The sequence below is a fragment of the Allomuricauda sp. CAU 1633 genome (assembly GCF_017313225.1).
Taxonomy (GTDB): Bacteria; Bacteroidota; Bacteroidia; order Flavobacteriales; family Flavobacteriaceae; genus Flagellimonas.
On the sequence record NZ_JAFLNE010000003.1, the window covers coordinates 1 to 26,348 of the forward strand.

At 42.4% G+C, this 26,348-nt stretch carries 19 protein-coding genes and 5 tRNA genes; 2 read left to right on the top strand and 22 right to left on the bottom strand.

Annotated elements, in window-relative coordinates; genetic code table 11:
* The 4 genes from J0X14_RS09420 to J0X14_RS09435 form a co-directional block, all read right to left on the bottom strand.
* The coding region (locus J0X14_RS09420; RefSeq protein ID WP_207097539.1) for a beta strand repeat-containing protein at positions 1–1,440 on the bottom strand (1,440 nt) is incomplete at its 3' end.
* A gap of 530 nt (positions 1,441–1,970) precedes the next feature.
* Complete coding sequence (locus tag J0X14_RS09425; RefSeq protein ID WP_207097540.1) at positions 1,971–3,917, bottom strand: OmpA family protein; 1,947 nt, start codon at positions 3,915–3,917, stop codon at positions 1,971–1,973.
* An 11-nt stretch (positions 3,918–3,928) separates the two neighbouring features.
* The gene (locus tag J0X14_RS09430) at positions 3,929–4,879 is read right to left on the bottom strand and encodes a type IX secretion system membrane protein PorP/SprF (protein WP_207097541.1); all 951 of its coding nucleotides are present in this window, start codon (positions 4,877–4,879) and stop codon (positions 3,929–3,931) included.
* A gap of 14 nt (positions 4,880–4,893) precedes the next feature.
* Complete coding sequence (locus J0X14_RS09435) at positions 4,894–8,442, bottom strand: gliding motility-associated C-terminal domain-containing protein (protein WP_207097542.1); 3,549 nt, start codon at positions 8,440–8,442, stop codon at positions 4,894–4,896.
* Between the two features lie 403 nt (positions 8,443–8,845).
* Here J0X14_RS09435 and J0X14_RS09440 point away from each other — a divergent pair, with 403 nt between their 5' ends.
* Entirely contained in the window at positions 8,846–10,435 is a 1,590-nt protein-coding gene (locus J0X14_RS09440; protein WP_207097543.1) for a peptide chain release factor 3, read from the top strand.
* Between the two features lie 108 nt (positions 10,436–10,543).
* Positions 10,544–10,975, top strand: coding sequence for a hypothetical protein (locus J0X14_RS09445; protein WP_207097544.1), 432 nt, complete (start codon positions 10,544–10,546; stop codon positions 10,973–10,975).
* Between the two features lie 37 nt (positions 10,976–11,012).
* Here the strand turns inward: J0X14_RS09445 and J0X14_RS09450 are convergent, their stop codons facing one another.
* From J0X14_RS09450 to rpsU, 18 genes are all read right to left on the bottom strand, one after another.
* Positions 11,013–11,327, bottom strand: coding sequence for a DUF3467 domain-containing protein (locus J0X14_RS09450; protein ID WP_207097545.1), 315 nt, complete (start codon positions 11,325–11,327; stop codon positions 11,013–11,015).
* Positions 11,328–11,387: 60 nt separating this feature from the next.
* Positions 11,388–15,686 (bottom strand): DNA-directed RNA polymerase subunit beta', encoded by a 4,299-nt coding sequence (rpoC, locus tag J0X14_RS09455; protein WP_207097546.1) that lies wholly within the window; start codon positions 15,684–15,686, stop codon positions 11,388–11,390.
* A 38-nt stretch (positions 15,687–15,724) separates the two neighbouring features.
* A complete protein-coding gene (rpoB, locus tag J0X14_RS09460) occupies positions 15,725–19,534 on the bottom strand; it encodes a DNA-directed RNA polymerase subunit beta (RefSeq protein WP_207097547.1) in 3,810 nt (1,269 codons plus the stop codon).
* Positions 19,535–19,663: 129 nt separating this feature from the next.
* Positions 19,664–20,047 carry a 50S ribosomal protein L7/L12 gene (gene rplL, locus J0X14_RS09465; RefSeq protein ID WP_207097548.1) on the bottom strand — a complete coding sequence of 128 codons (384 nt, stop codon included), beginning with the start codon at positions 20,045–20,047 and terminating at the stop codon, positions 19,664–19,666.
* A gap of 55 nt (positions 20,048–20,102) precedes the next feature.
* Complete coding sequence (gene rplJ, locus J0X14_RS09470; RefSeq protein WP_207097549.1) at positions 20,103–20,621, bottom strand: 50S ribosomal protein L10; 519 nt, start codon at positions 20,619–20,621, stop codon at positions 20,103–20,105.
* Between the two features lie 26 nt (positions 20,622–20,647).
* Positions 20,648–21,337, bottom strand: a complete 690-nt coding sequence (rplA, locus tag J0X14_RS09475) for a 50S ribosomal protein L1 (RefSeq protein WP_207097550.1) — start codon at positions 21,335–21,337, stop codon at positions 20,648–20,650.
* A gap of 20 nt (positions 21,338–21,357) precedes the next feature.
* Entirely contained in the window at positions 21,358–21,795 is a 438-nt protein-coding gene (gene rplK / locus J0X14_RS09480; RefSeq protein ID WP_207097551.1) for a 50S ribosomal protein L11, read from the bottom strand.
* Positions 21,796–21,946: 151 nt separating this feature from the next.
* Entirely contained in the window at positions 21,947–22,498 is a 552-nt protein-coding gene (gene nusG, locus J0X14_RS09485) for a transcription termination/antitermination protein NusG (protein ID WP_036383134.1), read from the bottom strand.
* A 6-nt stretch (positions 22,499–22,504) separates the two neighbouring features.
* Entirely contained in the window at positions 22,505–22,693 is a 189-nt protein-coding gene (gene secE, locus J0X14_RS09490) for a preprotein translocase subunit SecE (RefSeq protein ID WP_207097552.1), read from the bottom strand.
* 20 nt (positions 22,694–22,713) lie between these two features.
* Positions 22,714–22,786: transfer RNA gene (locus J0X14_RS09495), tRNA-Trp, on the bottom strand.
* 70 nt (positions 22,787–22,856) lie between these two features.
* Positions 22,857–24,044 (bottom strand): elongation factor Tu, encoded by a 1,188-nt coding sequence (gene tuf, locus J0X14_RS09500; protein WP_207097553.1) that lies wholly within the window; start codon positions 24,042–24,044, stop codon positions 22,857–22,859.
* Positions 24,045–24,092: 48 nt separating this feature from the next.
* Positions 24,093–24,164: transfer RNA gene (locus tag J0X14_RS09505), tRNA-Thr, on the bottom strand.
* 165 nt (positions 24,165–24,329) lie between these two features.
* A tRNA-Gly gene (locus tag J0X14_RS09510) sits at positions 24,330–24,402 on the bottom strand.
* A gap of 81 nt (positions 24,403–24,483) precedes the next feature.
* Positions 24,484–24,566, bottom strand: a tRNA-Tyr gene (locus J0X14_RS09515).
* Between the two features lie 22 nt (positions 24,567–24,588).
* Positions 24,589–24,662 (bottom strand) — tRNA-Thr (locus J0X14_RS09520).
* Positions 24,663–24,763: 101 nt separating this feature from the next.
* Complete coding sequence (gene hpf / locus J0X14_RS09525) at positions 24,764–25,066, bottom strand: ribosome hibernation-promoting factor, HPF/YfiA family (RefSeq protein WP_207097554.1); 303 nt, start codon at positions 25,064–25,066, stop codon at positions 24,764–24,766.
* A gap of 55 nt (positions 25,067–25,121) precedes the next feature.
* On the bottom strand, positions 25,122–26,012 hold the full coding sequence (locus J0X14_RS09530) for a tyrosine-type recombinase/integrase (protein WP_207097555.1): 891 nt from the start codon (positions 26,010–26,012) through the stop codon (positions 25,122–25,124).
* A 99-nt stretch (positions 26,013–26,111) separates the two neighbouring features.
* Positions 26,112–26,306, bottom strand: coding sequence for a 30S ribosomal protein S21 (gene rpsU / locus J0X14_RS09535; RefSeq protein WP_119642038.1), 195 nt, complete (start codon positions 26,304–26,306; stop codon positions 26,112–26,114).
* Positions 26,307–26,348 lie beyond the last annotated feature (42 nt).

Sequence of the window (26,348 nt, forward strand, 5' to 3'; positions counted from 1 at the left end):
GAGGTCAACGGTAACATCCGTGGTGCCTTCGCTGATTGTCAATACGTTGCTCGGTGCATCCAGGGAGGCTCCCGTGATGTCGTCGTCACTGGCAGCGGCCAGCTCCGCATCCGTGGCAAAGACCGCATCTAGGTCATCGCTCAAGAGTCCGCCCCCGTCAACAAGCTCCAGTACCGTACCGTTGAGACCCAAAGAGGTGTTGAACTCGTTCCCAGCGTCCGTGTCACCATCCGCTGCAATGTGGTTGGCGATGTCAGTGGCATTGGTCGCAATATTGGTCGCGTTAGTTGCAATATCGGATGTGTTGGTGGTGATGTTCGTTGCATTAGTTGAAATGTCAGCTGTATTGGTCGCTATATCAGTTGTGTTCGTGGCGATGTTGGCAGCGTTGGCGGTCACACCTGCACTGTCGTCCAGGTCGCTCAGGTCAACGGTGACATCCGTGGTGCCCTCGCTTATCGTCAGGACGTTGCTAGGCGCATCCAACGAGGCCCCAGTGATGTCATCGTCACTGGCAGCGGCCAGCTCGGCATCCGTGGCGAAGACCGCATCTAGGTCGTCGCTCAAAAGACCGCCCCCGTCAACAAGCTCCAGAACCGTCCCGTTGAGGCCCAATGAGGTGTTGTACTCGTTTCCGGCGTCTGTGTCACCATCCGCAGCTATGTGGTTGGCGATGTCAGTGGCATTGGTGGCGATATTTGTTGTATTGGTTGCAATATCAGCCGTGTTTGTGGCAATGTCACTTGTGTTAGTGGCAATATCAGCAGCATTGGTCGCGATATCAGCCGTATTGGTGGCAATATCACTTGTGTTTGTTGCTATATCCGCTGAGTTCGTGGCGATGTTGGCGGCGTTGGCAGTAACACCGGCACTGTCGTCCAGGTCGCTCAGGTCAACCGTCACATCGGTGGTGCCCTCGCTTATCGTCAAGACGTTGCTCGGTGCATCCAAAGAGGCTCCGGTTATATCAGAATCAATCAATGCTGCAATATCTGCTAAAGCCACAGCATAGGTGTTGGCATCCGAATCTGTTATTACAAAATTGGTGTTTGTTGCATCTATTCCGAAAGATGTAATAGTAGTATTGGTGTCTGTAAGCGTATCACTCAAGCTACTTAAATCAACATTTACACTCCCTCCATTTTCCAATGTCAATGTCAGCGTATTGGTAGCTCCGTCAAAAGTGAAACCTGTCAATTGCTGACCATCTGTGGAAGTCAACTCCCAAGAATCACCGTCCCAAAAATAAATGGTACCTGTATTGGTGTTGACATAGATATCTCCCATATCTACACCATTTGGGGTATTGGCACCAGGGCTGGAAACTGCTGTACCTTTTAAGACTTCACAATTGCATTGGTCTTGTAAAGTTACTGTGGTTTGAGAAAAGGCAATTCCTGTAGAGAAAAGTAGGATAAAGGCTAATATGCTCTTTTTCATCGGGTTGATATTAGTTGAGGATCGTATTTTATGTGTTTTTTTAGTCTTTATAGTTTCGTTTTTCTGGCCAATTTTCTTTGGTTGACTAGATCAAATTCTATAGCACTCTACAAAATTACCTTTACTTATAGGGGTAAGAAATATTTGTTGTGTATGTCCTAAATCCTACTGTATAGGTTTCATATTTTGAGGTCTTGACCCTAAATATTTACCATTTTTTTAAGACCATTGGTCGATGAAACCAATAATAACAATGGCTACAAGAAGTTTATTTTATACGAAAAGGACTACAAGTTTTTTTGAAAAAACGGAATCCTCTGTTGGCACAGTAAATTGCCATTGGTATTGACCTAAATTATAATGGAAAGATTACCCATCAACATAACTGATTGATGGACAGAAGTTTTACCGTCAAATCTTTTATAAAAAGATTAAAAAAGTGGAAAAATAAACGAACAAGACCCAATAAGGCCTAGTTATCTGGCCCTGAAAGGCTTTTTTAAGGATAGTACACCACAAGTAGACGTACCTTATTCAAATATGATAAACTCTGATCTTCGGTTCAATTGATGTTCTTCTTCTGAGCAACGTACACCGTTTACACATTCGTTGACCAGTCTGGTTTCACCAAAACCTTCTCCTTGAAGTCTATCTGAAGAAATTCCTTTGGAAATCATGTAGTTAACTGTTGATTCTGCCCGCATTTGGGATAACCAAAGGTTGTAGGCATCAACACCACGACTGTCTGTATGGGAGTTGACCTTTATTTTTAAGCTGGGGTATTTTTCCATGGCCACAATTACCTTTTGAATTTCTATTTCTGCATCAGGTCGAATGTTGTATTTGTTCAAATCAAAATAGATGGTACTCAGTTGAAGAAGCTTTGCCAAATCGTCCCCAAATCCACCAGTAACTACATCCCTTTCTAAATAAAAGTCAATAATTCTTGGTTTGCCATCTGATATATTCAGATATTCCTCGGCAGGCACATAACCATCGCGGGATGCTCTAACGAAATTACCTTTGGAACAATCCAATTGCAACGTATAATTCCCCTTGGAATCTGTAATGGTAGAGGAAACCTCTTTGTTTTCTTCATCAATGACCATTACAGTTGCTCCGGGCAAAACCTCATTGGATATACGGTCTCTTACCGTACCGGTAATATCTTGTATGCAATCTAGTACCAAAGGTTCATTCTCCACGAACTCATAAATATCGTCCTCACCCATGCCTCCTTCCCTATTGGATGAAAAATAGCCTTGCTTGGTTTCTGGATTAAAAATATAGGCAAAGTCATCCAATGGGCTATTTATCGGTTTACCCACATTTACCACAGGTTGGTCATAGTCATCAAAGGCTATTTTTGTTGCAAAGACATCCAATCCTCCCAAACCTTGGTGTCCATCAGAAGAAAAATAGAGCACGCCATCTTTTGTAATGGATGGGAAGGTCTCCCTGGCCCTAGTATTGATGTTTTCACCCAAGTTAACAATGGGTCCATACGTGCCATCACCAATAATTTCGGTCATGAAAATGTCGGACTCCCCATAACTTCCCGGCATGTCCGAAACAAAATACAGTCTTTTTCCATCTGGACTTAATACAGGGTGCGCTACGGAATATGAATCATTATTGAATGGGAGCTCAATTACATTGGTCCATTCCCCATCAATATATTCTGCACTATAAATCTTAAGACGGATGATTCCACTTTCGTCTTTATATTTTTTCCCATCCAAAAAATTGTTTCGGGTAAAGTATAAGGTCGTACCATCTTTGGTTACCGTTGACGTAGATTCATGGAGCCTTGTATTTACATCACCTTCCAATTTTACCACTCGATCACTAGAGATGCTATCCACATTGACCTTATAGAGATCTAAAAAGTCTTTTGAGGTCCATGTATGTCTATAGCGAGCCAAATTTCCTGTGTCTCGGTCGGAAGCAAAAATGAGTCCCTTTTCGTAAAAAGAGGCTGCAAAATCCGAGTATTTACTATTATAGGGAAAAGGCTTTACCGAATATCGACCTGAATTGGCCTCAATCTTGGCCATGTAGTCGTCATCAAAATCTCCTTCAGTGGAGGTCATTTCCCTGAACTTCTTCATCATGGTGGTAGCCTCGTCGTATTTCCCCAACGATTTTAAACTTTGGGCATATCGGAAGATGTAATCAGGACTTATTTTATCAGGAAAGTTTTCTTCCAGTCTCTGATAAATGTCGGCAGCTTCTTCATATTGGGCGTTAAAATAGTAGGAATTACCAAGCCGTTTCAACAAATCGGAGGAAACATAGCCCTTATCCAAGACTTTTTTATAGATATCGATAGCTGGTCTAAAAGAATATTCCTCATATCGATCATCTGCCTTGGCCTTTACCTTAGCCTGCCGCCGATCTGGAATACTGTCCTGTGCAAGCATGTTTGCCGCACAACCTGAAAATACAATAAGAAATATGAGTATTCTTCTTAACATCTTAACCTATATTAAAAGAATCTGGGTGATACTGTTCTTTGAAATGATTTTAACAACTCCAACCTCAGAAATATCTCAAAGGAACCATCGTTGAACTGGGTCCCTCCCAATTCAGTGGTCTCCCTGTCATATGCCAAACCAATCATAAGCTGGTCAGTTATCTGAAAGCCTGCCAAGGCACTTACCGCCGCATCCCATCTATACGCTGCACCAAAACTAAACTTGTCTGCAAACAGAAAATTAGCAGAAAGGTCAACCTGCAAAGGTGCCCCTCCAACTGCTTTGGTAAGCAGTGCGGGCTTAAACTTCAGGTCCGCTCCTATATCAAAGACATACCCTGTTATTAAATATAGATTGACTTGCTGTGCGGATAGGAAATTTACCGAGTTGGCATCTCCTCCACTATTGTCAAAATATTCTGTTTCCAAAATGTTCGGAGCCGAGACCCCCACATAAAACTTGTCCGTATGATAATACAGCCCCAATCCAAAATTGGGTGTAAACTGGTTATCAATATTGTCTTGCTGCACCACTTCTTGATCAAAGTTGCGTAGCCCATTGAAGTCCAAACTTATCATATTTCCTCCCATCTTCAATCCGAAAGAAAGTTTTGCTTCCCTTGCAAACTCCAACGTATAGGAGACCACGGCATCCAAATAGGTCTGTTGTACCACGCCATCCCCAATATTATCATTAACTACGGACACCCCATACCCTAATCTACTGTTTCTGATTGGGGAATGAAGGTTGAGGGTAAACGTTTCGGGAGCGCCATCCAAGCCAACCCATTGTGACCGATACAGTCCTGCGAAGCTTAATTGTCCCCTGGAACCAGCGTAAGCAGGATTAACCGTCAATGTGTTGAACATGTATTGCGTATATTGCGCATCTTGCTGGGCCACAAGCCCCTGAAATACAAATCCTATAAATAAAACTGGAATTAAAATGTGTTTCTTGATCATCCTACATCAATGTGTTACCTGCTTATATATATGTATTCGGAGTCTGTAAAAGTGCCCTTGTCCGTAACGTATTCAAAAATATAAAAATATACTCCTGCGGGAAGGTAATTATCATTTCCAAATCCCGATTTAGCCCTTGACCGGCCATCAAATACATTATTGATATTGTTATAGTTCTTTCCTTCATAGACCGCTGTACCCCATCGATTGAAAATCTTGAGAGTGCTTGATTTTACTTTGTCGAGACCCCTAATGAAAAGGAAATCATTCTTTAAATCCCCATTTGGCGTCACCAATTGGTTCACAGCAACATCCTCTATTGAAACTGTCACAGTAGCTGTATCACAATTATCTGGATTTGCTGCTTCGCAAATGGTATATTCAATGATGTAGATACCTTCTTCCAATTCAGGTGCCACAGTGACACTTCCATCTTCATTTATGGTCAAGTCACCTGTTGGGCTCGAGGTCAATATTACCTCTATAAGCGATATGGGGGCACCATTAAGGGTATCGTTCCCCAATATATCACTGCCCTCAATCACCCCACCAGAACTGTCTGAAGTATACCCATCATCCACCGCATCAATAATGTTTACCATTTCAGGGCCCACTTCAACGGTGACCGTAGCGGTATCACAGTTGTCTACATTGGCAATTTCACAAATTGTATAATCTATGGTATAGGTGCCCTCTGGTGTCCCAGGGACCACACTGACGCTTCCATCATCATTAACCATAAGTTGGTCTGTAGGTGTGGAGCTAAGGAGTACATCTTCCAAAGTAGTTTCTTCCCCATTGAGGGTATCGTTAGAGAGTACGTTGCTATCTGCAATCACACCGCCATCACTACCTTCCACACTGAACGAATCGTCCACTGCATCGATCATATTATTCATGGCTGGCAGCACTTCAACCGTTATGGTACCTGAATCACAATTATCCACATTAGCAATCTCACAAATGGTATAATCTATGGTATAAGTACCCTCGGTAGTACCAGGAGTAACAGTCACACTTCCATCTTCATTTATGGTGAGTTCGTCCGTAGAGCTTGTCGTAAGGATTACATTTTCCAAGGTAACAGGCTCTCCATTCAGGGTATCATTGGACAGGACATTGCTATCTGCAATGGTTCCTCCATCAGAACCTTCAATAGAATATTGATCATCTACAGCATCGATAGCATTGGGGCCAATTTGTATGGTAACCGTTGCCGAAGCACAAACCGCTGGGTCTGGTATAACATTACACACCTCGTATACTACTGTGACCGTGGAATTAGACTCTGACTCAGTAGGCGTATAGGTCATAATACCTGTATCTGCATCAAAGGAAACGGTGCCCGTGGCATCGCCACCTATCCTCGTTAAACTCGTTGTACCTAAATTGTTGGTATCATTGTTTGGCAGATAGTCATCATTCTCCAGAATATTTATAGCTACTTGGGTAAGTGCAGGTGTTGATCCTGAATCATCATTTGCTGTTGCTACCAATGGGTTAGGGTCTGTACCATTTGGATTTCCATCGTCATCGCAATCCAAAGCCTCCCAATCTGCAGTGGGTTCCAAAGTAACACTATCGGGATTATAATCGCAGGGATCCAATGGATCTGTACCATCATCTACTTCATCCTCATTGGTCACCCCGTCACCATCACAATCCGTATTTTTCCATTCGTCGGAAGGATCTACGGTTTGACTGCTCAAAATAAAGTCACATGGATCTGTTGGGTCGGTACCGTCGTCCTCTTCATAATCATCAGTAACACCATCGCCGTCAGTATCTTCATCATCTGGTTCTTCTTCTCCTGAACCTCCATCATCTGGGTCTAAATAATCTGGGGTACCATCGTCATCAGTATCATCATTGGTAGGGTCGCCGTTGCCATCCGCATCCTCATCAGGAGTAGCAATTCCATCCCCATCATCATCTATATCACGGTAGTTTACATCTTCCGTACCATCTGTATCGGGAAGGTCAGTGGCGGGATTATCAATTTCATCGTTTACATCGAAGCCATCATTCACATCACTGCCTTCATAACCATCGTCCAAACCGTCCCCATCCGTATCGGTTCCGGTATATTGTTGGTCTGGAATACCGTCAAAATTGAAATCGTTCCCTTCGTTGTTGTCCGGTACCCAATCGTTATCAGTATCATCATCAAGGTAATCCGGTGTGCCATCGCCATCGGTATCTTCAAGGTCAAGCCCCGCATCTCCTTCTCCTTCGTAGGCATCATCTAGACCATCATTGTCCGTATCGTTTCCAGTTGGCGGAACATAATCAAAAGTTGGCTGCGCTTCTACGTTGTCCGGAATACCATCATTGTCGCTATCAATATCCAATCTATCCGGGTAGCTATCATTATCACTGTCAATATCCACACTAAAGTTGATGGTCTGTGGGTTATTGAAGTTATCCAAACATCCAAATTCAATACCGGCTTGTCTCGCAACCGTTGTTGTGAAATTATCACTGGTATCGACTGGTTGAATACCAAAACGGAAAACAAATGAGTCAATATTTACAAACTCAACCGCAACATTCACGGAAGGATTTTGATTGGAAATACCATCATATTCTTGGCTTCCCCCATGGATCAACAACCCTCCGGAAGTATTTTGAACCGTTATTTCATTGTTCTGGTCTATGGTATAGTTTGCCGGCGTGTTGAAACGATTGTATTCTTGATAGCGCTCGTTTCCATCTACATCGATGAAATTCGCTATTAATTCTTCTTGAATCACTGGATTATTGGTACCCGAATTGACCAACGTGATTTTGAAATCTACGTAAGGTCTACTTTCCTCTGATGTTGTGGTAAAGACTATCTCAGGTTTAAAAAATTGGGGGTCAGTGGCATTCTGATCTAAAATCTCAATTTGCCCATTGACCACTTTATCAATGACCACAAGGGCATCAAGTTCTTCGGTTACGTTCGCATAACGGTACATGGCACCTTCGGAGAGTGCGGTCCCTGATTCCAATATAGGTGTTGCTCCAAAATTAAGATTGGGCACTGTACTACAGTCATAATCCGTACTCAGAACACTTGACTCATTTTGGTCGAGTATGCCATCATTGTCCGAATCAATATCCAAATAATCGTTCACCCCGTCCTTATCGGTATCGATTGGGATTATGCCTTCGCCAGCACCGGGAGAAGATTCATAACTATCATCGAGTCCATTACCATCCGTATCTTCACCAGAAGGCAAGTTGAATGAAAATGGGCCTTGTGCCTCATAATTATCAAACAAACCGTCATTATCTGAGTCAATATCCAAGTGGTTGGGTATACCATCCCCATCAGCATCGACTCCTCCTTCAACAGTGTCTAGTATACCATCATTGTCATCATCAATGTCAATGACATCGGGTATACCATCGCCATCGGTATCAACTTCGGTATCATCCAAAAGTGTATACTTGGCGAAATTTGCTTTGCCTGAAGTTTCAACAGGTAAGACTGGAGCGGAATATATGGGCAATCCCAAAATTGAAAGAAACCATACCAATAGGCTCTTTCTAAAATTCAAGAAAGTAATTTTTTCCATAAATGATAAGTTTTGGTCAACTAATCACCATGGCCAGTAGTTCTCGTAAGTGTAAGAAAATTGGGGATTTTCTTGTTAAAACAGTGCCAAGTTATGCGTTATGACACCTCAGAATAATAATGGTCACATAATTAGTGCATTTATAGCTAACCGCCTATTTTTATCGATAAAAAGCGAATTACACATTATTAGTTACCACATTATTTCCATTGCCGGGTTCTTAAAGGAAGTTTGCTTTTGCAATCTCAATAAAAACCACAACAAAGGGGAAAAATACTTTACTTTTTTGTTTTACCTAACCATCCCGACCTTATTTTTTTCCAATAATATCAACAATCACCAATCTTTTAACAAATGGGTGCCATAAGTTATAATTACCCTATTTTTGCCGAAATTTTTGTCGATGGATTTTGAAAGGGAAATAGCAAGACGAAGGACTTTTGGGATTATCTCTCACCCAGATGCGGGTAAAACCACTTTAACTGAAAAACTCCTCTTGTTTGGAGGGGCTATACAGGAGGCCGGAGCTGTAAAAAGCAATAAAATAAAAAAGTCCGCCACCAGCGACTTCATGGAAATAGAGCGGCAAAGGGGAATTTCTGTGGCCACATCTGTCTTGGCTTTTATCTACAAGGACAAGAAAATCAATATTTTGGATACTCCGGGACACAAGGATTTTGCTGAAGATACCTTTAGGACATTGACCGCGGTGGACAGTGTTATTGTTGTTATTGACGTGGCCAAAGGTGTGGAGGAGCAGACCGAAAAATTGGTGGAAGTCTGCCGCATGCGAAACATCCCCATGATCGTGTTCATCAACAAATTAGATAGGGAAGGAAAAGATGCTTTTGACCTTTTGGACGAGGTGGAACAAAAATTAGGTCTGACCGTGACTCCTTTAAGTTTTCCCATTGGTATGGGGTATGACTTTAAAGGTATCTACAATATCTACGAGAAAAACATCAATCTTTTTAGTGGAAACAGTAAAAAGAACATCGAGGAAACCATCGCCTTTGATGATATTGATAGTCCAGAACTTGAAAAAATTATTGGAACCAATGCAGCTGAGAATCTCAGAGACAATTTGGAATTGGTCAGTGGAGTTTATCCTGATTTTGATAAGGAAGCCTATTTAAAAGGGCAACTACAGCCCGTTTTCTTTGGTTCCGCCTTGAACAATTTTGGGGTACGCGAGCTTCTGGACTGCTTTGTGGAGATTGCTCCTCCTCCTAGGGCCAAGATGGCTGAAGAACGTTTGGTCAAAGCCAATGAAAAGGAGTTTTCTGGGTTTGTGTTTAAAATCCACGCCAATATGGATCCCAAACACCGCGACCGATTGGCCTTTATAAAAGTGGTTTCAGGCACTTTTGAACGAAACACTCCCTACTTGCATGTCCGAAATGATAAAAAGTTGAAATTCTCAAGTCCCAATGCATTTTTTGCAGAGAAGAAAGAGATTGTGGATGTTTCTTACCCCGGTGACATTGTAGGTCTCCATGATACTGGAAATTTTAAAATCGGAGATACACTTACCAGCGGAGAAAAACTTTATTATAAAGGTATACCCAGCTTTTCACCAGAACATTTTAGGTATATCAATAATGCAGACCCCATGAAAGCGAAGCAATTGTACAAAGGCATAGACCAACTTATGGACGAAGGTGTGGCCCAGTTGTTCACCTTGGAAATGAACGGAAGAAAGGTCATCGGGACAGTGGGGGCCCTGCAATATGAAGTCATCCAATACCGATTGGAGCACGAATACGGTGCCAAATGCACCTATGAAAACTTCCCAGTACACAAAGCATGTTGGGTAGAACCTGAGGATGTAAAAAATGAAGAATTCCAAGAGTTTAAACGGGTAAAACAAAAGTTCTTGGCTACGGACAAAAAGGGTCAACTAGTATTTCTGGCTGATTCCCCCTTCTCCTTACAGATGACGCAGCAAAAGTATCCTTCAGTAAAACTACACTATACTTCGGAGTTTGAGTAATAGCTAGTTACTTATTTAATGTGTTATCCTTCTGAAAATGAATTATTTGGATGAGGATGTGTCATTTTTTTGTACTTTGTAGAGGATAACCAATAAATCAAAGATATTATGAATACATCAGCAAAACCACCGGTTTGGTTCTGGGTGGTGAGCGTTATTGCTCTTCTATGGAATTTAATGGGTGTTTTTAACTATCTCAATCAAGCTTTTAACCAAGTGGCCATTTTAGAAAGTTTGGATCAAGCCCAGCGTGAAGCTTTTGAAGGTATTCCCGCTTGGGCCACAGCTGCCTTTGCCATTGCTGTTTTTAGCGGAGCCATTGGGTCAATTGGTCTTTTGCTCCGAAAGAAATGGGCCCGACCCTTATTTATTATTTCATTGATAACGGCGGTGGCCCAGTTTATCCATTGGCTTTTTATTTCAAATGCTGTAGAAGCTTTTGGACCATCCACCTATACCATGCCCATTATTGTTGTGGTCATAGGTCTTTACCTGATTTTCTTTTCAAAACAGGGTATTCAAAAAGGTTGGTTGAAATAATAATAAAAAAAGCCCTGATTAAAAATCAGGGCTTTTTTTATGCTTCTCCCGTAGGTCCAAAATTTAAAGGTATAGGAGGTTGTTCATAATCTTGGATGGGACCATGCGCCTGTTCAAAACGAGCTACATTGTCGCTCAACGCCTTTAAGAACTTTTTGGCATGCTGTGGTGTAAGCACAATTCTACTTTTCACCTTTGCTTTGGGAGCTCCAGGCATCATACTTATAAAATCAACCACAAACTCAGATGCGGAGTGGTTGATAATCGCCAAATTGGAATAGACTCCCTCTGCGGTCTTCTCATCCAACTCTATATTGATCTGCTTTTGTTTCTGATCTTCTTTGTCAGCCATTGTAATTACGTTTAAAATGATAAAAGAAAACCCTGACGGTGAGGCCAGGGTTTCGTTTATTTAGAATTTGAATTCCTCTTTTCGGGCCATGATTTCATCGTATTCCTCTTTGGAACCAACAATGATACTATCATAATCCCGCATACCGGTACCGGCAGGAATCTTATGTCCAACAATTACGTTTTCTTTCAATCCTTCCAAACTATCTACTTTACCGCTAACCGCAGCTTCGTTCAATACTTTGGTGGTCTCTTGGAACGATGCAGCAGAAATAAATGATTTCGTCTGCAACGACGCTCTTGTGATACCTTGAAGGATTGGCGTAGCCGTAGCTGCAACCGCATCTCTAGCCGTTACCAAGGTCTTGTCCTCTCTTCTAAGAATAGAGTTCTCATCCCTCAACTCACGGGCGGTTATAATCTGACCAGGCTTCAATCTTTCAGAATCACCAGCTTCTTCAACAACTTTTTTACCATAGATCTCATCGTTCTCATTGATAAAGTCGTCTTTGTGAACCAATTGATTCTCCAAGAAGGTAGTATCTCCAGAATCCTGAATCTGCACCTTACGCATCATTTGGCGCACCACAACTTCAAAGTGCTTGTCATTGATCTTCACACCTTGTAAACGGTACACCTCTTGAACTTCGTTCACCAAATACTGCTGAACTGCAGAAGGTCCTTTGATAGCCAAAATGTCCTCAGGTGTAATGGAACCATCAGACAATGGCATACCAGCTCGAACGTAATCGTTCTCCTGAACCAAAATCTGATTGGAAAGTTTCACCAAGTATTTCTTCACCTCACCCGTTTTGGATTCGATGATGATTTCTCGGTTACCTCTCTTGATTTTTCCGAAGGAAACCACACCATCAATTTCAGAAACCACCGCTGGGTTGGATGGGTTACGAGCCTCGAACAATTCGGTCACCCTTGGAAGACCACCGGTAATATCCCCTGCTTTTGCAGACTTACGTGGAATCTTCACCAAAATCTTACCTTCCTTGATTTTCTCACCATCGTCCACCATCAAGTGGGAACCAACTGGCAAGTTGTATGAACGCAAGGTTTCTCCCTTACCGTCCTTAATCAACAAGGTTGGAATCAGTTTTTTGTTTCTTGATTCAGAAATTACTTTTTCTTGGAAACCGGTTTGTTCATCAATCTCCACTTGATAGGTAACCCCTTGCTCAATATTCTCATAGGCAATTTGACCTGTGAACTCAGAAACAATGACACCATTATAAGGGTCCCATTGGCAAACCAAGGTTCCTTTGCTGATCTTCGCACCATTCTTAACGAATAGCTGAGAACCATAAGGAATGTTATTGGTACTCAAGGTTATGCCTGTTTTGGCATCCACTACCTTGATTTCCGATGTTCTGGAAATTACAATGTTGGTTTTTTCACCTTCACTGTTCTCTCCTTCAACCAAGCGTAGATCTTCTATCTCAGCAACACCATCAAACTTGGCTTCCAATTTATTGTCCTCGGAAATGTTTCCTGCAATACCACCCACGTGGAAGGTACGCAAGGTCAACTGTGTACCAGGCTCCCCGATGGATTGTGCGGCAACAACACCAACAGCTTCTCCTCGTTGCACCATTTTATTGGTGGCCAAGTTTCTGCCGTAGCATTTTGCACAGATTCCCTGCGGAGCCTCACATGTCAAGGCTGAACGTACTTCAACTTTCTCAATTGGAGCAGCTTCAACTCTTCTCACATCAGCTTCAGAGATTTCCTGACCAGCTTTAAGTACCAACTCTTCGGTCAATGGATTGTATACATCATGCAATGAAACCCTACCAAGGATTCTTTCACCTAGGGATTCCACAACTTCTTCATTTTTCTTCAAGGCTTCCACCTCAATACCTCTCAACGTACCGCAATCCTCAATGTTGATGATCACATCTTGGGAAACATCCACCAAACGACGGGTCAAGTATCCAGCATCCGCAGTTTTCAAAGCGGTATCCGCAAGACCTTTACGTGCACCGTGGGTAGAGATAAAGTATTCCAAAATCGATAGACCTTCCTTAAAGTTGGAAAGAATCGGGTTTTCAATAATCTCTCCACCACCTGCAGTGGATTTTTTAGGCTTGGCCATCAATCCACGCATACCGGTCAACTGACGAATCTGCTCTTTCGAACCCCTCGCACCAGAATCCAACATCATATATACAGAGTTGAATCCTTGCTTGTCTTCACGAATTCGCTTCATGGCCAATTCGGTCAACATGGCGTTGGTAGAGGTCCAAACATCAATAACCTGGTTATATCGCTCATTGTTGGTGATAAGACCCATGTTATAGTTCATCATAATACCATCAACCTGCTCGTTGGCATCGTTGATCATATCTTGTTTTTCCGCTGGAATGATGATATCTCCCAAACTGAAGGACAAACCTCCTTTGAAGGCGAAATCATATCCCATGGACTTTATCTTATCCAAGAAGTCAGCCGTGGTAGGAACATCAGTAACGGCAAGAATGTCCCCGATAATGTTACGAAGGGCTTTCTTGTTCAATACTTGGTTGATGAATCCGGCTTGTTCTGGCACAACGGTGTTGAACAATACACGACCCACTGTGGTCTCAATAATTTGGTTGACCAATTCACCAGCTTCATTAAAGTCTTTGGTGCGTACCTTAATACCGGCGTTCAACGCCACTTTCTTCTCATTAAAGGCAATCTCCACTTCTTCCGCAGAATAGAAGGTCAACCCTTCACCCAATACAGGCTCTTCTTTAGTGGACTTCTTCTCTTTGGTCATGTAGTACAATCCCAAAACCATATCCTGTGAAGGTACAGTGATTGGAGAACCGTTGGCAGGATTAAGGATGTTCTGCGAAGCCAACATTAACAGTTGCGCTTCCAAAATAGCCTCAGGTCCCAATGGCAAGTGAACTGCCATCTGATCCCCATCAAAATCCGCGTTAAATGCGGTACAGGCCAATGGGTGCAAACGAATCGCCTTACCTTCAATCAGTTTTGGCTGGAACGCTTGGATACCCAATCGGTGCAATGTGGGGGCCCGGTTCAACAATACAGGGTGTCCTTTTAGGACGTTTTCAAGGATATCCCATACTACGGGTTCCTTTTTGTCGATGATCTTCTTGGCAGATTTTACGGTCTTTACGATACCTCTTTCAATCAATTTACGGATGATGAAAGGCTTGTACAATTCGGCTGCCATATCTTTTGGAAGACCACATTCGTACAATTTCATTTCCGGTCCAACAACGATTACGGAACGCGCGGAGTAATCCACACGTTTACCCAACAAGTTTTGACGGAAACGACCTTGCTTCCCCTTTAAGGAATCCGAAAGGGATTTCAATGGTCTATTTGATTCTGTTTTTACCGCAGAGGCTTTTCTGGTGTTATCGAAAAGGGAATCCACCGCTTCTTGAAGCATACGTTTTTCGTTTCTCAAGATCACCTCAGGTGCCTTGATTTCCATCAAACGCTTCAAACGATTGTTACGGATGATTACTCTACGATACAAGTCGTTCAAATCCGAAGTGGCAAAACGACCACCATCCAATGGCACCAACGGACGCAATTCTGGTGGAATCACGGGAATCACCTTCATGATCATCCACTCAGGGTTGTTTTCACGGTTGTCTTGCGACTCACGCAAAGCTTCCACAACCTGAAGACGCTTCAACGCCTCAGTTTTACGTTGCTTGGAAGTTTCGGTGTTGGCTTTGTGACGAAGTTCGTAGGACAATTGCTCCAAATCAATTCGAGCCAATAGGTCGATCAAACATTCGGCACCCATTTTTGCGATGAACTTATTGGGGTCATTATCTTCCAAATATTGGTTTTCGGAAGGAAGGGACTCCAAAATGTTCAAATATTCCTCTTCGGTCAAGAAATCCATTTTTTGGATCTCTTCACCTTCTGGACCTTTGGCATTACCAGGCTGGATGACCACATACCTTTCGTAGTAAATGATCATATCCAACTTTTTGGAAGGCAATCCCAAAAGGTATCCTATTTTGTTTGGCAGTGAACGGAAATACCAGATGTGCGCTACGGGAACCACCAAGTTGATGTGTCCTACACGATCTCTACGTACTTTTTTCTCCGTTACTTCAACACCACAACGGTCACAAACAATACCACGATAACGGATACGCTTATACTTCCCGCAAGCACATTCGTAATCCTTCACAGGACCGAAGATACGCTCGCAGAACAATCCATCACGCTCTGGTTTGTGCGTTCTATAGTTAATAGTTTCAGGCTTCAATACCTCGCCACGGGACTCGGCCAAGATTGACTCTGGAGAGGCCAATCCTATGGAAATTTTATTGAACCTTTTTGGTGCGTTATTATCTTTTATTCTAGCCATAACAATATGGTGATGATATAATTAATGTAAATAGTGTTCTACTCTTCCAATCTGATATCCAAGCCCAAACCTTTAAGTTCGTGCATCAATACGTTGAAAGATTCTGGTAATCCAGGTTCTGGCATGGTCTCGCCTTTTACAATGGATTCATAGGTCTTGGCTCTTCCGATTACGTCATCCGACTTCACGGTCAAGATTTCACGTAGGGTGGATGAAGCACCATAGGCTTCCAAAGCCCAAACTTCCATCTCACCAAAACGCTGACCACCAAACTGGGCTTTACCACCCAATGGTTGCTGTGTAATCAATGAGTATGGTCCAATGGAACGTGCGTGCATCTTATCGTCTACCATGTGACCCAATTTCAACATATAAATCACCCCAACGGTAGCGGCCTGGTCAAAACGCTGACCTGTACCACCGTCGTAAAGGTGGGTATGTCCAAATCTTGGTACACCGGCTTCATCAGTAAGTGCATTGATTTGATCTAGTGTAGCACCATCAAAAATTGGAGTTCCATATTTCTGACCCAATTTTTGTCCGGCCCAACCCAAAACGGTTTCGTAGATCTGACCAATGTTCATCCGTGAAGGTACACCCAGTGGGTTCAATACGATATCCACAGGGGTTCCATCTTCCAAGAACGGCATATCCTCTTGACGAACGATACGAGCAACAATACCTTTGTTACCGTGACGACCCGCCATTTTATCACCTACTTTCAACTTACGTTTTTTGGCGATGTATACCTTGGCCAACTTCATGATACCTGCAGGAAGTTCATCTCCTACAGAGATGGTAAACTTATCCCTTCTTAGGTTACCTTGAATGTCGTTCAACTTGATCTTGTAGTTGTGCAACAAATCAGCCACCAATGCATTGGTATCGTCATCTGTTGTCCAGCTTCCGCCTACCAAGTGAGCAAAATCATCAACGGCGTTCAACATTTTAATGGTGTATTTCTTTCCTTTTGGAAGTACTTCTTCACCCAAATCGTTGATTACTCCTTGCGATGTTTTACCGTTGATCAATCCGAACAATTTCTCGATCAATACATCTTTCAATTGTTGGAATTTCACTTCGTAGTCCATCTCCAATCTAGAGATAGCTTCTTTATCTTCAGAACGTTTACGCTTATCCTTAATGGAACGAGAGAACAATTTCTTATCGATAACCACCCCACTCAATGATGGAGAGGCTTTCAAGGAAGCATCTTTTACGTCACCGGCTTTGTCACCAAAGATGGCACGCAATAGTTTTTCTTCAGGAGTTGGGTCCGATTCACCTTTAGGTGTAATCTTACCGATCAAAATATCACCAGGTTTTACTTCGGCACCGATACGGATCATACCGTATTCGTCCAAATCCTTGGTAGCTTCTTCGGAAACGTTTGGAATATCGTTGGTCAACTCTTCAGCACCCAACTTGGTATCTCTAACTTCAAGCGCGTACTCATCAATGTGGATGGAGGTAAAGATATCCTCACGAACCACTTTTTCAGAGATTACGATTGCATCCTCAAAGTTGTATCCTTTCCAAGGCATGAAGGCCACTTTCATGTTTCTACCCAAGGCCAATTCGCCTTTTTCGGTAGCGTAGCCTTCACAAAGTACCTGACCTTTTTTCACCTTGTCGCCTTTTTTCACAATAGGCTTTAAGTTGATGGAGGTACCTTGGTTCGTTTTTCTAAATTTCACCAAATCATAGGTCTTGGAATCTTCTTCAAAGCTTACCAATCGCTCTTCTTCGGTTCTATCATATTTAATGGTAACCTTTTGAGCATCTACATACTCCACAGTACCATTTCCTTCGGCATTGATCAATACTCGGGAATCGGTAGCCACTTGTCTTTCCAAGCCAGTACCCACGATAGGTGAATCAGGGCGCAACAATGGTACAGCCTGACGCATCATGTTGGAGCCCATCAACGCACGGTTCGCATCATCGTGCTCCAAGAATGGAATCAAGGATGCGGAGATGGATGCAATCTGGTTGGGAGCAACATCGGTATACTGAATTTCAGCTGGATCTACCACAGGGAAATCACCTTCTTCACGGGCAATAACTTTCTCCCTTTCAATGGTTCCATCTTTCGCCAATGGAATGTTGGCTTGGGCAATCTTCATTCCCTCTTCTTCCTCTGCACTTAGGTAGATGTGGTTTTTCACATCAACCTTCCCATCAGTCACCTTGCGGTAAGGGGTTTCCAAGAAGCCCATATTGTTCACCTTTGCAAATACGGAAAGTGAGGAGATCAAACCAATGTTTGGTCCTTCAGGGGTCTCAATCGGACACAATCTTCCGTAGTGGGTATAGTGAACGTCACGCACCTCAAAACCAGCTCTTTCACGGGAAAGACCACCTGGTCCAAGGGCGGATAATCTTCTTTTGTGTGTAATCTCGGCCAATGGGTTGGTCTGGTCCATGAACTGGGACAACTGGTTGGTTCCGAAGAAAGAGTTGATCACAGAAGACAAGGTCTTTGCGTTGATCAAATCAATCGGGGTGAATACCTCGTTGTCACGAACGTTCATACGCTCACGGATGGTACGAGCCATACGCGCCAAACCTACACCAAACTGAGAGGACAATTGCTCTCCTACAGTTCTAACACGACGGTTAGACAAGTGGTCGATATCATCAATCTCAGCTTTGGAGTTGATCAACTCAATCAAATACTTGATAATGGTGATGATATCTTCTTTGGTAAGCACTTCTTTGTCCATACCAATGTCCAAGCCCAATTTCTTGTTCATTCTGTAACGGCCAACCTCTCCCAAAGAGTAACGTTGATCGGAGAAGAACAATTTATCGATAATACCACGAGCAGTCTCCTCATCCGGTGGCTCGGCATTACGCAATTGTCTATAGATATGCTCTACCGCTTCTTTTTCAGAGTTGGTTGGGTCTTTTTGCAAGGTATTGTGGATAATGGCATAGTCAGACTGTGCATTGTTCTCCTTGTGAAGTAGAATGGTCTTCACGTCCGCATCAATGATCTCATCGACATGCTCTTTTTCCAAAACGGTATCACGATCAAGGATGATCTCGTTACGTTCGATGGAAACCACCTCTCCAGTATCCTCGTCCACGAAATCCTCGTGCCATGTGTTCAACACCCTGGCGGCCAATTTACGGCCCAATACTTTTTTAAGTCCGGCTTTGGAAACCTTTACTTCTTCGGATAGATCGAAGATTTCCAAAATATCCTTGTCCCTTTCAAAGCCAATGGCACGGAAAAGGGTGGTTACCGGTAACTTTTTCTTCCGATCAATGTAAGCGTACATTACGCCATTGATGTCGGTAGCAAATTCAATCCAAGATCCTTTGAAAGGAATTACCCGGGCTGAATACAATTTTGTACCGTTCGCGTGGAACGACTGTCCAAAGAAAACCCCTGGAGATCGGTGTAACTGGGAAACCACTACCCTTTCGGCACCGTTGATCACAAAGGTTCCGCTCGGAGTCATGTATGGAATTGTTCCCAAGTACACATCCTGCACGATGGTTTCAAAATCTTCGTGCTCTGGATCGGTACAGTATAATTTTAAACGTGCCTTTAAAGGAACGCTGTAGGTAAGTCCACGCTCAATACATTCTTGGATGGAATATCTGGGTGGATCTATAAAGTAATCCAAAAACTCAAGTACAAACTGGTTTCTGGTATCGGTGATTGGAAAATTCTCCATGAAGGTGTTGTAGAGACCTTCGTTTCCTCTTTCATCAGATTTTGTTTCAAGCTGAAAAAAGTCTTGGAACGATTTTATCTGAATGTCCAAGAAATCCGGGTAATCCGGTATGTTCTTAGCAGATGCGAAATTTACTCTTTCAGTAGTGTTTGTGAACATCAATGGACAAATTTTGATCGTGAATATTATGTGGGTTCGTGTACGGCTTTATACACCCCTTATATAAATAGGCTAAGGTCTAACCAAAATTGGAAAGACCTTAACCAAACTTTCTATGGTAAAAGCGAATTATTTAAGCTCAACTTCTGCTCCTGCTTCTTCCAATGATTTTTTGATGCCTTCTGCTTCGTCTTTAGAAACACCTTCTTTAACAGCTTTAGGTGCACTATCAACGATATCTTTAGCGTCTTTAAGTCCAAGACCGGTCAATTCCTTAACCAGTTTTACCACTGCCAATTTAGAGGCACCGGCGGCTTTAAGGATTACATCAAATTCTGATTTTTCCTCAGCAGCCTCAGCATCACCACCCGCGGCTCCACCACCAGCAGCAACAGCTACTGCAGCAGCAGCAGGCTCAATACCGTATTCTTCTTTTAGGATGTCGGCCAACTCATTTACCTCTTTTACGGTTAGGTTAACCAACTGTTCTGCAAAATCTTTTAAATCTGCCATTTTTCTATCGTTTAATAAAAATGTTTAAAAATATACTTAGTTTATTGTGCGCGAATTATTCTTTCTCAGATAATGTCTTAAGGATACCGGCCAATTTACCGCCACCAGATTTAAGTCCAGAAATAACATTCTTGGCTGGTGATTGCAACAATCCGATGATATCTCCAATGACTTCCTCTTTGGACTTGATGTTAACAAGTGCCTCCAAGTTTTCGTCACCGATATAGATTGCCTCTGCAATAAAGGCCCCTTTCAACAAAGGTTTATCTGATTTTTTTCTAAAGTCCTTGATAAGTTTCGCAGGTGCGTTTCCGGTTTCAGAAAACATCATGGATGTATTTCCTTTCAATACGCCGGGAAGTTCACCAAATTCCTTATCAGAAGCTTCCATTGCTTTTGCAAGCAAGGTGTTCTTAACAACCGCAAGTTTAATATTGGCCTTAAAACATGCCCTTCTTAAGTTGGAAGTGGCAACGGCATCCAATCCTGAAATATCAGCCAAGTAAATATTGGCGTTTTCAGCTAACTGTGCAGTCAAATCTTCTATTACTGTTGCTTTTTCTTCTCTTGTCATAGTTAAAATATTGAACTACCAGTTACTTAAACTGCTTTTGGATCTAATTGAACACTGGGACTCATAGTGCTGGACATGTAGATACTCTTCATGTACACTCCTTTTGCAGCAGCTGGTTTAAGCTTGTTCAAGGTATCAATCAATTCCTTGGCATTTCCTGCGATTTTGTCCGCAGAGAAAGAAGCTTTACCGATTGCAGCATGTACAATTCCAGTCTTGTCCACTTTAAAGTCAATCTTACCGGCCTTAACATCGGATACTGCCTTGGCAACATCCATGGTCACGGTTCCGGTCTTTGGATTGGGCATTAATCCTCGAGGTCCCAAAACGCGACCCAATGGACCTAATTTACCCATAACGCTTGGCATGGTGATGATGACATCAACATCGGTCCAACCGCCTTTGATTTTATCCAAATATTCATCCAACCCAACAAAATCAGCACCCGCTTCTTTAGCTTCTGCTTCCTTATCTGGGGTCACCAATGCCAAAACTTTTACGTCTTTACCAGTTCCATGAGGAAGGGTAACTACGCCACGTACCATCTGATTTGCTTTTCTTGGATCCACACCCAAACGAACTGCAATATCAACGGAAGCGTCAAATTTTACGTTGGTAATTTCTTTTACTAAAGCTGAAGCCTCTTCCAAAGTATAGAGTTTGTTCTTCTCTATTTTAGCTTGAGCTTCTTTCTGCTTTTTAGTCAATCTTGCCATTTATAAATTGCTTTAAGATTTTAAAAAGGTTTGGTTCCTGACACTTTAAGACCCATAGATCTTGCCGTACCGGCTACCATACTCATTGCAGATTCCACGGTAAAAGCATTCAAATCCACCATTTTATCTTCGGCGATTTGTTTTACTTGGTCCCATGATACTGACCCTGGTTTTACCCTGTTAGGTTCGCCCGATCCTTTTTTAATCTTAGCCGCTTCCAACAATTGAACTGCCGCAGGTGGTGTTTTTACAACAAACTCAAACGATTTGTCTTTGTAAACGGTGATAACAACAGGCAATACTTTGCCCGGTTTGTCCTGTGTACGCGCATTAAACTGCTTACAGAACTCCATGATGTTAACACCAGCAGCACCTAAGGCGGGTCCAACCGGTGGCGATGGGTTCGCAGCACCTCCCCTAACTTGTAATTTAACTACCTTATCTACTTCTTTTGCCATTGTTTCTAATTAAATTTAAAGTGTGTCAATTGGAAGCAACACAGCTTTATATATGTAACAGCTCTAATTAATTCTTTTCTTTGGATTCAAGACTTGCAGAATCAAGAAGAAAGACAATCCGTCTTGGTTCTTGTTTCTTTTGGTCTTGACTCTATACCTTCTCTACCTGCATATAGCTAAGTTCCAACGGTGTTTTTCTTCCGAAAATTTTAACCATTACCTCTAGCTTACGCTTTTCTTCATTGATTTTTTCAACAGTTCCATTGAACCCGTTGAAAGGTCCATCAATTACCTTAACCGTTTCACCCAACACAAATGGAATGGCCACGTTGTCTGTATTGACTGCCAGCTCATCCACTTTACCAAGCATACGGTTCACCTCCGACTTTCTTAAAGGAACGGGGTCACCTCCTTTTACTTCTCCTAAAAATCCAATTACGTTGGTGATGGAACGGATGATATGCACCATTTCACCTCCCAAATTGGCTTTTATCATGATATATCCTGGAAAGTAAACCCTTTCTTTATTGATTTTCTTTCCATTTCTGATTTGTACAACTTTTTCGGTAGGTACAAGAACTTCCTCAAGGTAGTCGCCAAAACCTGCACGCTCCACTTCACTTTCAATGTAGCCTTTGATTTTGTTCTCCTGACCACTTACGGCCCTTACCACATACCATTTTTTCTCCAGAACCTCAGACATACCTATCTACCCTATTAATTTATCAAAATACAGACCGATCAACTTACTGAACAATGAATCAACCCCCCATGTTGCCAAAGCAAACAGAATGGAGAAAACAGCCACAATGACCATTAGGTTAGAAGCCTTATCCCTGTCCAACCAGGTAACATTGTTCTTTAATTCCTCGAACGATTCCTTTATGTAAGCGAACATAGTATTTGTCTTTTCTGTTGCACGGGAGGAGAGACTCGAACTCCCGACACCTGGTTTTGGAGACCAGTGCTCTACCAACTGAGCTACACCCGTTTATAATTACGCCGAAAGGTATCCCGAGAAAATCGGAACACCCTTTGGCGTACAATTTTATTGTAAATGATTAATCTAGGATCTCAGTAACCTGACCTGCACCTACTGTTCTACCACCTTCACGGATAGCGAAACGTAGACCTACGCTCAATGCGATAGGTTGAATCAAATCAACAGTGATTGTCAAGTTGTCACCAGGCATAACCATTTCAACTCCATCAGGAAGGTTGATGTTTCCAGTCACGTCAGTTGTACGAACGTAGAACTGAGGACGGTAGTTGTTGTGGAATGGAGTGTGACGTCCACCTTCTTCTTTTTTAAGGATATAAACCTCAGCTTTAAATTTAGCATGTGGCTTAACAGAACCTGGCTTACAGATTACCATACCTCTTTTGATGTCAGATTTTTCAATACCTCTCAAAAGGATACCTACGTTATCCCCAGCTTCACCTCTATCCAAAATCTTACGGAACATCTCAACCCCAGTAATAGTGGAAGAAAGTTTTTCAGCACCCATACCAATGATATCAACAGCATCGCCAGTGTTGGCAACCCCAGTCTCGATACGGCCGGTGGCAACTGTACCACGACCAGTAATGGTGAAGACGTCTTCAACTGGCATCAAGAAAGGCTTATCAACGTCCCTTTGGGGAAGCTCGATCCATTCATCAACGGCATTCATCAATTCCATTACGGTATCAACCCATTTTTGCTCACCGTTCAATGCACCCAATGCAGAACCAGAAATCACAGGTCCGTTGTCGCCATCGTACTCATAGAAAGAAAGCAATTCCCTTACTTCCATCTCAACAAGTTCCAAAAGCTCTTCGTCATCCACCATGTCAACTTTGTTCAAGAAAACAACGATACGTGGAATACCTACTTGGCGACCCAAAAGGATGTGCTCACGAGTTTGTGGCATAGGTCCATCAGTTGCAGCAACAACCAAGATGGCTCCGTCCATCTGAGCAGCACCAGTAACCATGTTCTTTACGTAATCCGCGTGACCAGGACAGTCAACGTGAGCGTAGTGACGGTTTTCTGTTTGGTACTCAACGTGTGAAGTGTTGATGGTAATACCTCTTTCTTTCTCCTCAGGAGCATTATCGATGGAATCAAAGCTTCTAAGCTCTGACAAACCAGCATTTGCCAATACAGTAGTAATAGCAGCAGTCAATGTTGTTTTACCGTGATCCACGTGTCCAATGGTACCAATATTTAAGTGGGGTTTGGAACGATCAAAAGTTTCCTTTGCCATTTTAAAATGATTTAATTCTTAGTTTATATTAGTGTACAAATCGTTTTGAGCCAATGAGGGGATTTGAACCCCTGACCTCTTCCTTACCAAGGAAACGCTCTACCCCTGAGCTACACCGGCGTAAAGTGTTGAATCGACCTCCTTTAAAATTTCTTTTTTTAAAGGGGCGATTCCTGCCTTCGCAGGAATGGCAATAATTGCCTTTGAGCGGGAGACCGGGTTTCCCTCGACTTCGCTCGGGATAAACTTCTCACCCTTGATTTAGAGTTCAAAACTTATCCTTTGAGCGGGAGACCGGGTTCGAACCGGCGACATTCAGCTTGGAAGGCTGACGCTCTACCAACTGAGCTACTCCCGCATTTTTTATTGGGCACTTGCCCAAAAAGTTATCAACATTTCAAAAAAACCTCTTTTCCCGTTGTTCATCGAACAACTTTTGTGGGGAGAGCAGGATTCGAACCTGCGAAGGTGAAAACCAACAGATTTACAGTCTGTCCTCGTTGGCCGCTTGAGTATCTCCCCGCCTTATTTTCAGTAACTTACGAGCCGATGGAGGGACTCGAACCCACGACCTGCTGATTACAAATCAGCTGCTCTAGCCAGCTGAGCTACATCGGCGTTTTACCGCCTTTTGTCCATAAAAAAAGCCCGCTATTTCTAACGGACTGCAAATGTATAGATTTATTTTTTTAATCAAAATAAATTTTAAAAAATTTTGATCAAACCTTAGCCCTTAGTTTTTCCTTCTTTTTCACCAATTGTCTTTCCAAAGAACTACAAGCCGAATCAACTGCCTCTTCAAAAGACTTGCACTGCTTTTTTACAACAATCTTATCTCTGGGTACCGAGACCATAATTTCCACAATCTTATTCTCTTTAACACTAGTGTTATCCACTTTTAAATAAACATCAGAATCAATGACCTTGTCATAGAACAATTCCAATTTATCCATTCGCTTTTGGATAAAATCGAGAAGCTTACCATCAGCTACAAAATTTACCGATTGTGCATTTACTTTCATAAGACGTAGTTTTAGTACTGCCAAGTGGCAGTGAAGTTAAACAATACAAGAAAATCTATTTCTTGTTTCTGGGATGGGCCTTTTGGTGTACCTTCTTGAGTTCGGCTATACTATTGTGTGTGTACACTTGAGTGGATGCCAAACTGGAGTGACCCAACAATTCCTTGACTGAATTCAAATCTGCCCCCCTGTTCAGCAAGTGCGTTGCAAAGGTGTGCCTTAAAATATGTGGGCTCTTTTTTACCTTGGGAGACACTAAACTAAAATACTTATTTATAGTACGATAAACAAGTGTTTCGTAAATTTTAAGACCTCCTTTGGTTAATAGAAGAAAAGCTGCATCCTCAACCTCTTCAAGCTTAGAACGGCTTTCCAAATAGGTTTGCAAATGAACCCTTGTGGAAGGAAGTAATGGAAGAATCCGTTCTTTATTTCGTTTGCCCAATACTTTAAGCGTATCTGCAGAAAAATCGATGTCAGTCAACTTTAAATTGACCAGTTCCGCCCTTCGCATACCAGTGGTGTAGAGCAATTCAATGATGAGTTTGTCCCGGGCACCCTCAAAATCATCTGTAAATGACATTTCTTTCAGTATTTCTTCCATTTCATGCTCGGAGAAGGGCACCTCAACTTTTTTGTCCGTTTTTAGCGCTTTATGTTTTTTCAGTGGGGAAACCGATACTTCCCCCACCTTTAAAAGAAACCGATAGTAAGCCCGAAGGGAGGATATTTTCCGGTTGATGGTTCTATTGGATACCCCATTGGTGGATAAATGAACAATCCAGTTCCTAACCATAGGATAACCAATATCAATTATGGATGAAACATCATGATGCTCTACACAAAAACTGGAAAACTCGCCAATATCCCGCTCATAAGCCCCAATGGTATGTTTAGAGTAGTTTTTCTCTAACCGCAAGTAGGATATGAATGCATCTAAGGACATGAATCAAAGGTAGCCAAATAGAAGCATGGCCAACATCCTAAAACAAAAAATCCCGTTCCAAAGCTGAAACGGGATATAGTATATGGTGTAAAAAGTCAGTTACACTTCCTCTTGATCTCTCAAGCCTTGGATGTACTGTGCTTTTTGGATTTCAGCTCTACGCTGTACAGAAGGTTTGGTAAACTGCTGTCTGCTTCGCAACTGACGCATGGTACCGGTCTTGTCGAACTTACGTTTAAAACGCTTTAAAGCTCTATCTATGTTTTCTCCTTCTTTTACTGGTATTATCAACATGGGCTACAACCTCCTTTCTTTTATATTTTGGGAGCGCAAATA

What these genes read in the sequence shown, in the direction of transcription:
- J0X14_RS09425 (WP_207097540.1), bottom strand. Translation starts at nt 3,917, where the DNA reads ATGTTAAGAAGAATACTCATATTTCTTATTGTATTTTCAGGTTGTGCG.
- J0X14_RS09430 (WP_207097541.1), bottom strand. Translation starts at nt 4,879, where the DNA reads ATGATCAAGAAACACATTTTAATTCCAGTTTTATTTATAGGATTTGTA.
- J0X14_RS09435 (WP_207097542.1), bottom strand. Translation starts at nt 8,442, where the DNA reads ATGGAAAAAATTACTTTCTTGAATTTTAGAAAGAGCCTATTGGTATGG.
- J0X14_RS09440 (WP_207097543.1), top strand. Translation starts at nt 8,846, where the DNA reads ATGGATTTTGAAAGGGAAATAGCAAGACGAAGGACTTTTGGGATTATC.
- J0X14_RS09445 (WP_207097544.1), top strand. Translation starts at nt 10,544, where the DNA reads ATGAATACATCAGCAAAACCACCGGTTTGGTTCTGGGTGGTGAGCGTT.
- J0X14_RS09450 (WP_207097545.1), bottom strand. Translation starts at nt 11,327, where the DNA reads ATGGCTGACAAAGAAGATCAGAAACAAAAGCAGATCAATATAGAGTTG.
- rpoC (WP_207097546.1), bottom strand. Translation starts at nt 15,686, where the DNA reads ATGGCTAGAATAAAAGATAATAACGCACCAAAAAGGTTCAATAAAATT.
- rpoB (WP_207097547.1), bottom strand. Translation starts at nt 19,534, where the DNA reads ATGTTCACAAACACTACTGAAAGAGTAAATTTCGCATCTGCTAAGAAC.
- rplL (WP_207097548.1), bottom strand. Translation starts at nt 20,047, where the DNA reads ATGGCAGATTTAAAAGATTTTGCAGAACAGTTGGTTAACCTAACCGTA.
- rplJ (WP_207097549.1), bottom strand. Translation starts at nt 20,621, where the DNA reads ATGACAAGAGAAGAAAAAGCAACAGTAATAGAAGATTTGACTGCACAG.
- rplA (WP_207097550.1), bottom strand. Translation starts at nt 21,337, where the DNA reads ATGGCAAGATTGACTAAAAAGCAGAAAGAAGCTCAAGCTAAAATAGAG.
- rplK (WP_207097551.1), bottom strand. Translation starts at nt 21,795, where the DNA reads ATGGCAAAAGAAGTAGATAAGGTAGTTAAATTACAAGTTAGGGGAGGT.
- nusG (WP_036383134.1), bottom strand. Translation starts at nt 22,498, where the DNA reads ATGTCTGAGGTTCTGGAGAAAAAATGGTATGTGGTAAGGGCCGTAAGT.
- secE (WP_207097552.1), bottom strand. Translation starts at nt 22,693, where the DNA reads ATGTTCGCTTACATAAAGGAATCGTTCGAGGAATTAAAGAACAATGTT.
- tuf (WP_207097553.1), bottom strand. Translation starts at nt 24,044, where the DNA reads ATGGCAAAGGAAACTTTTGATCGTTCCAAACCCCACTTAAATATTGGT.
- hpf (WP_207097554.1), bottom strand. Translation starts at nt 25,066, where the DNA reads ATGAAAGTAAATGCACAATCGGTAAATTTTGTAGCTGATGGTAAGCTT.
- J0X14_RS09530 (WP_207097555.1), bottom strand. Translation starts at nt 26,012, where the DNA reads ATGTCCTTAGATGCATTCATATCCTACTTGCGGTTAGAGAAAAACTAC.
- rpsU (WP_119642038.1), bottom strand. Translation starts at nt 26,306, where the DNA reads ATGTTGATAATACCAGTAAAAGAAGGAGAAAACATAGATAGAGCTTTA.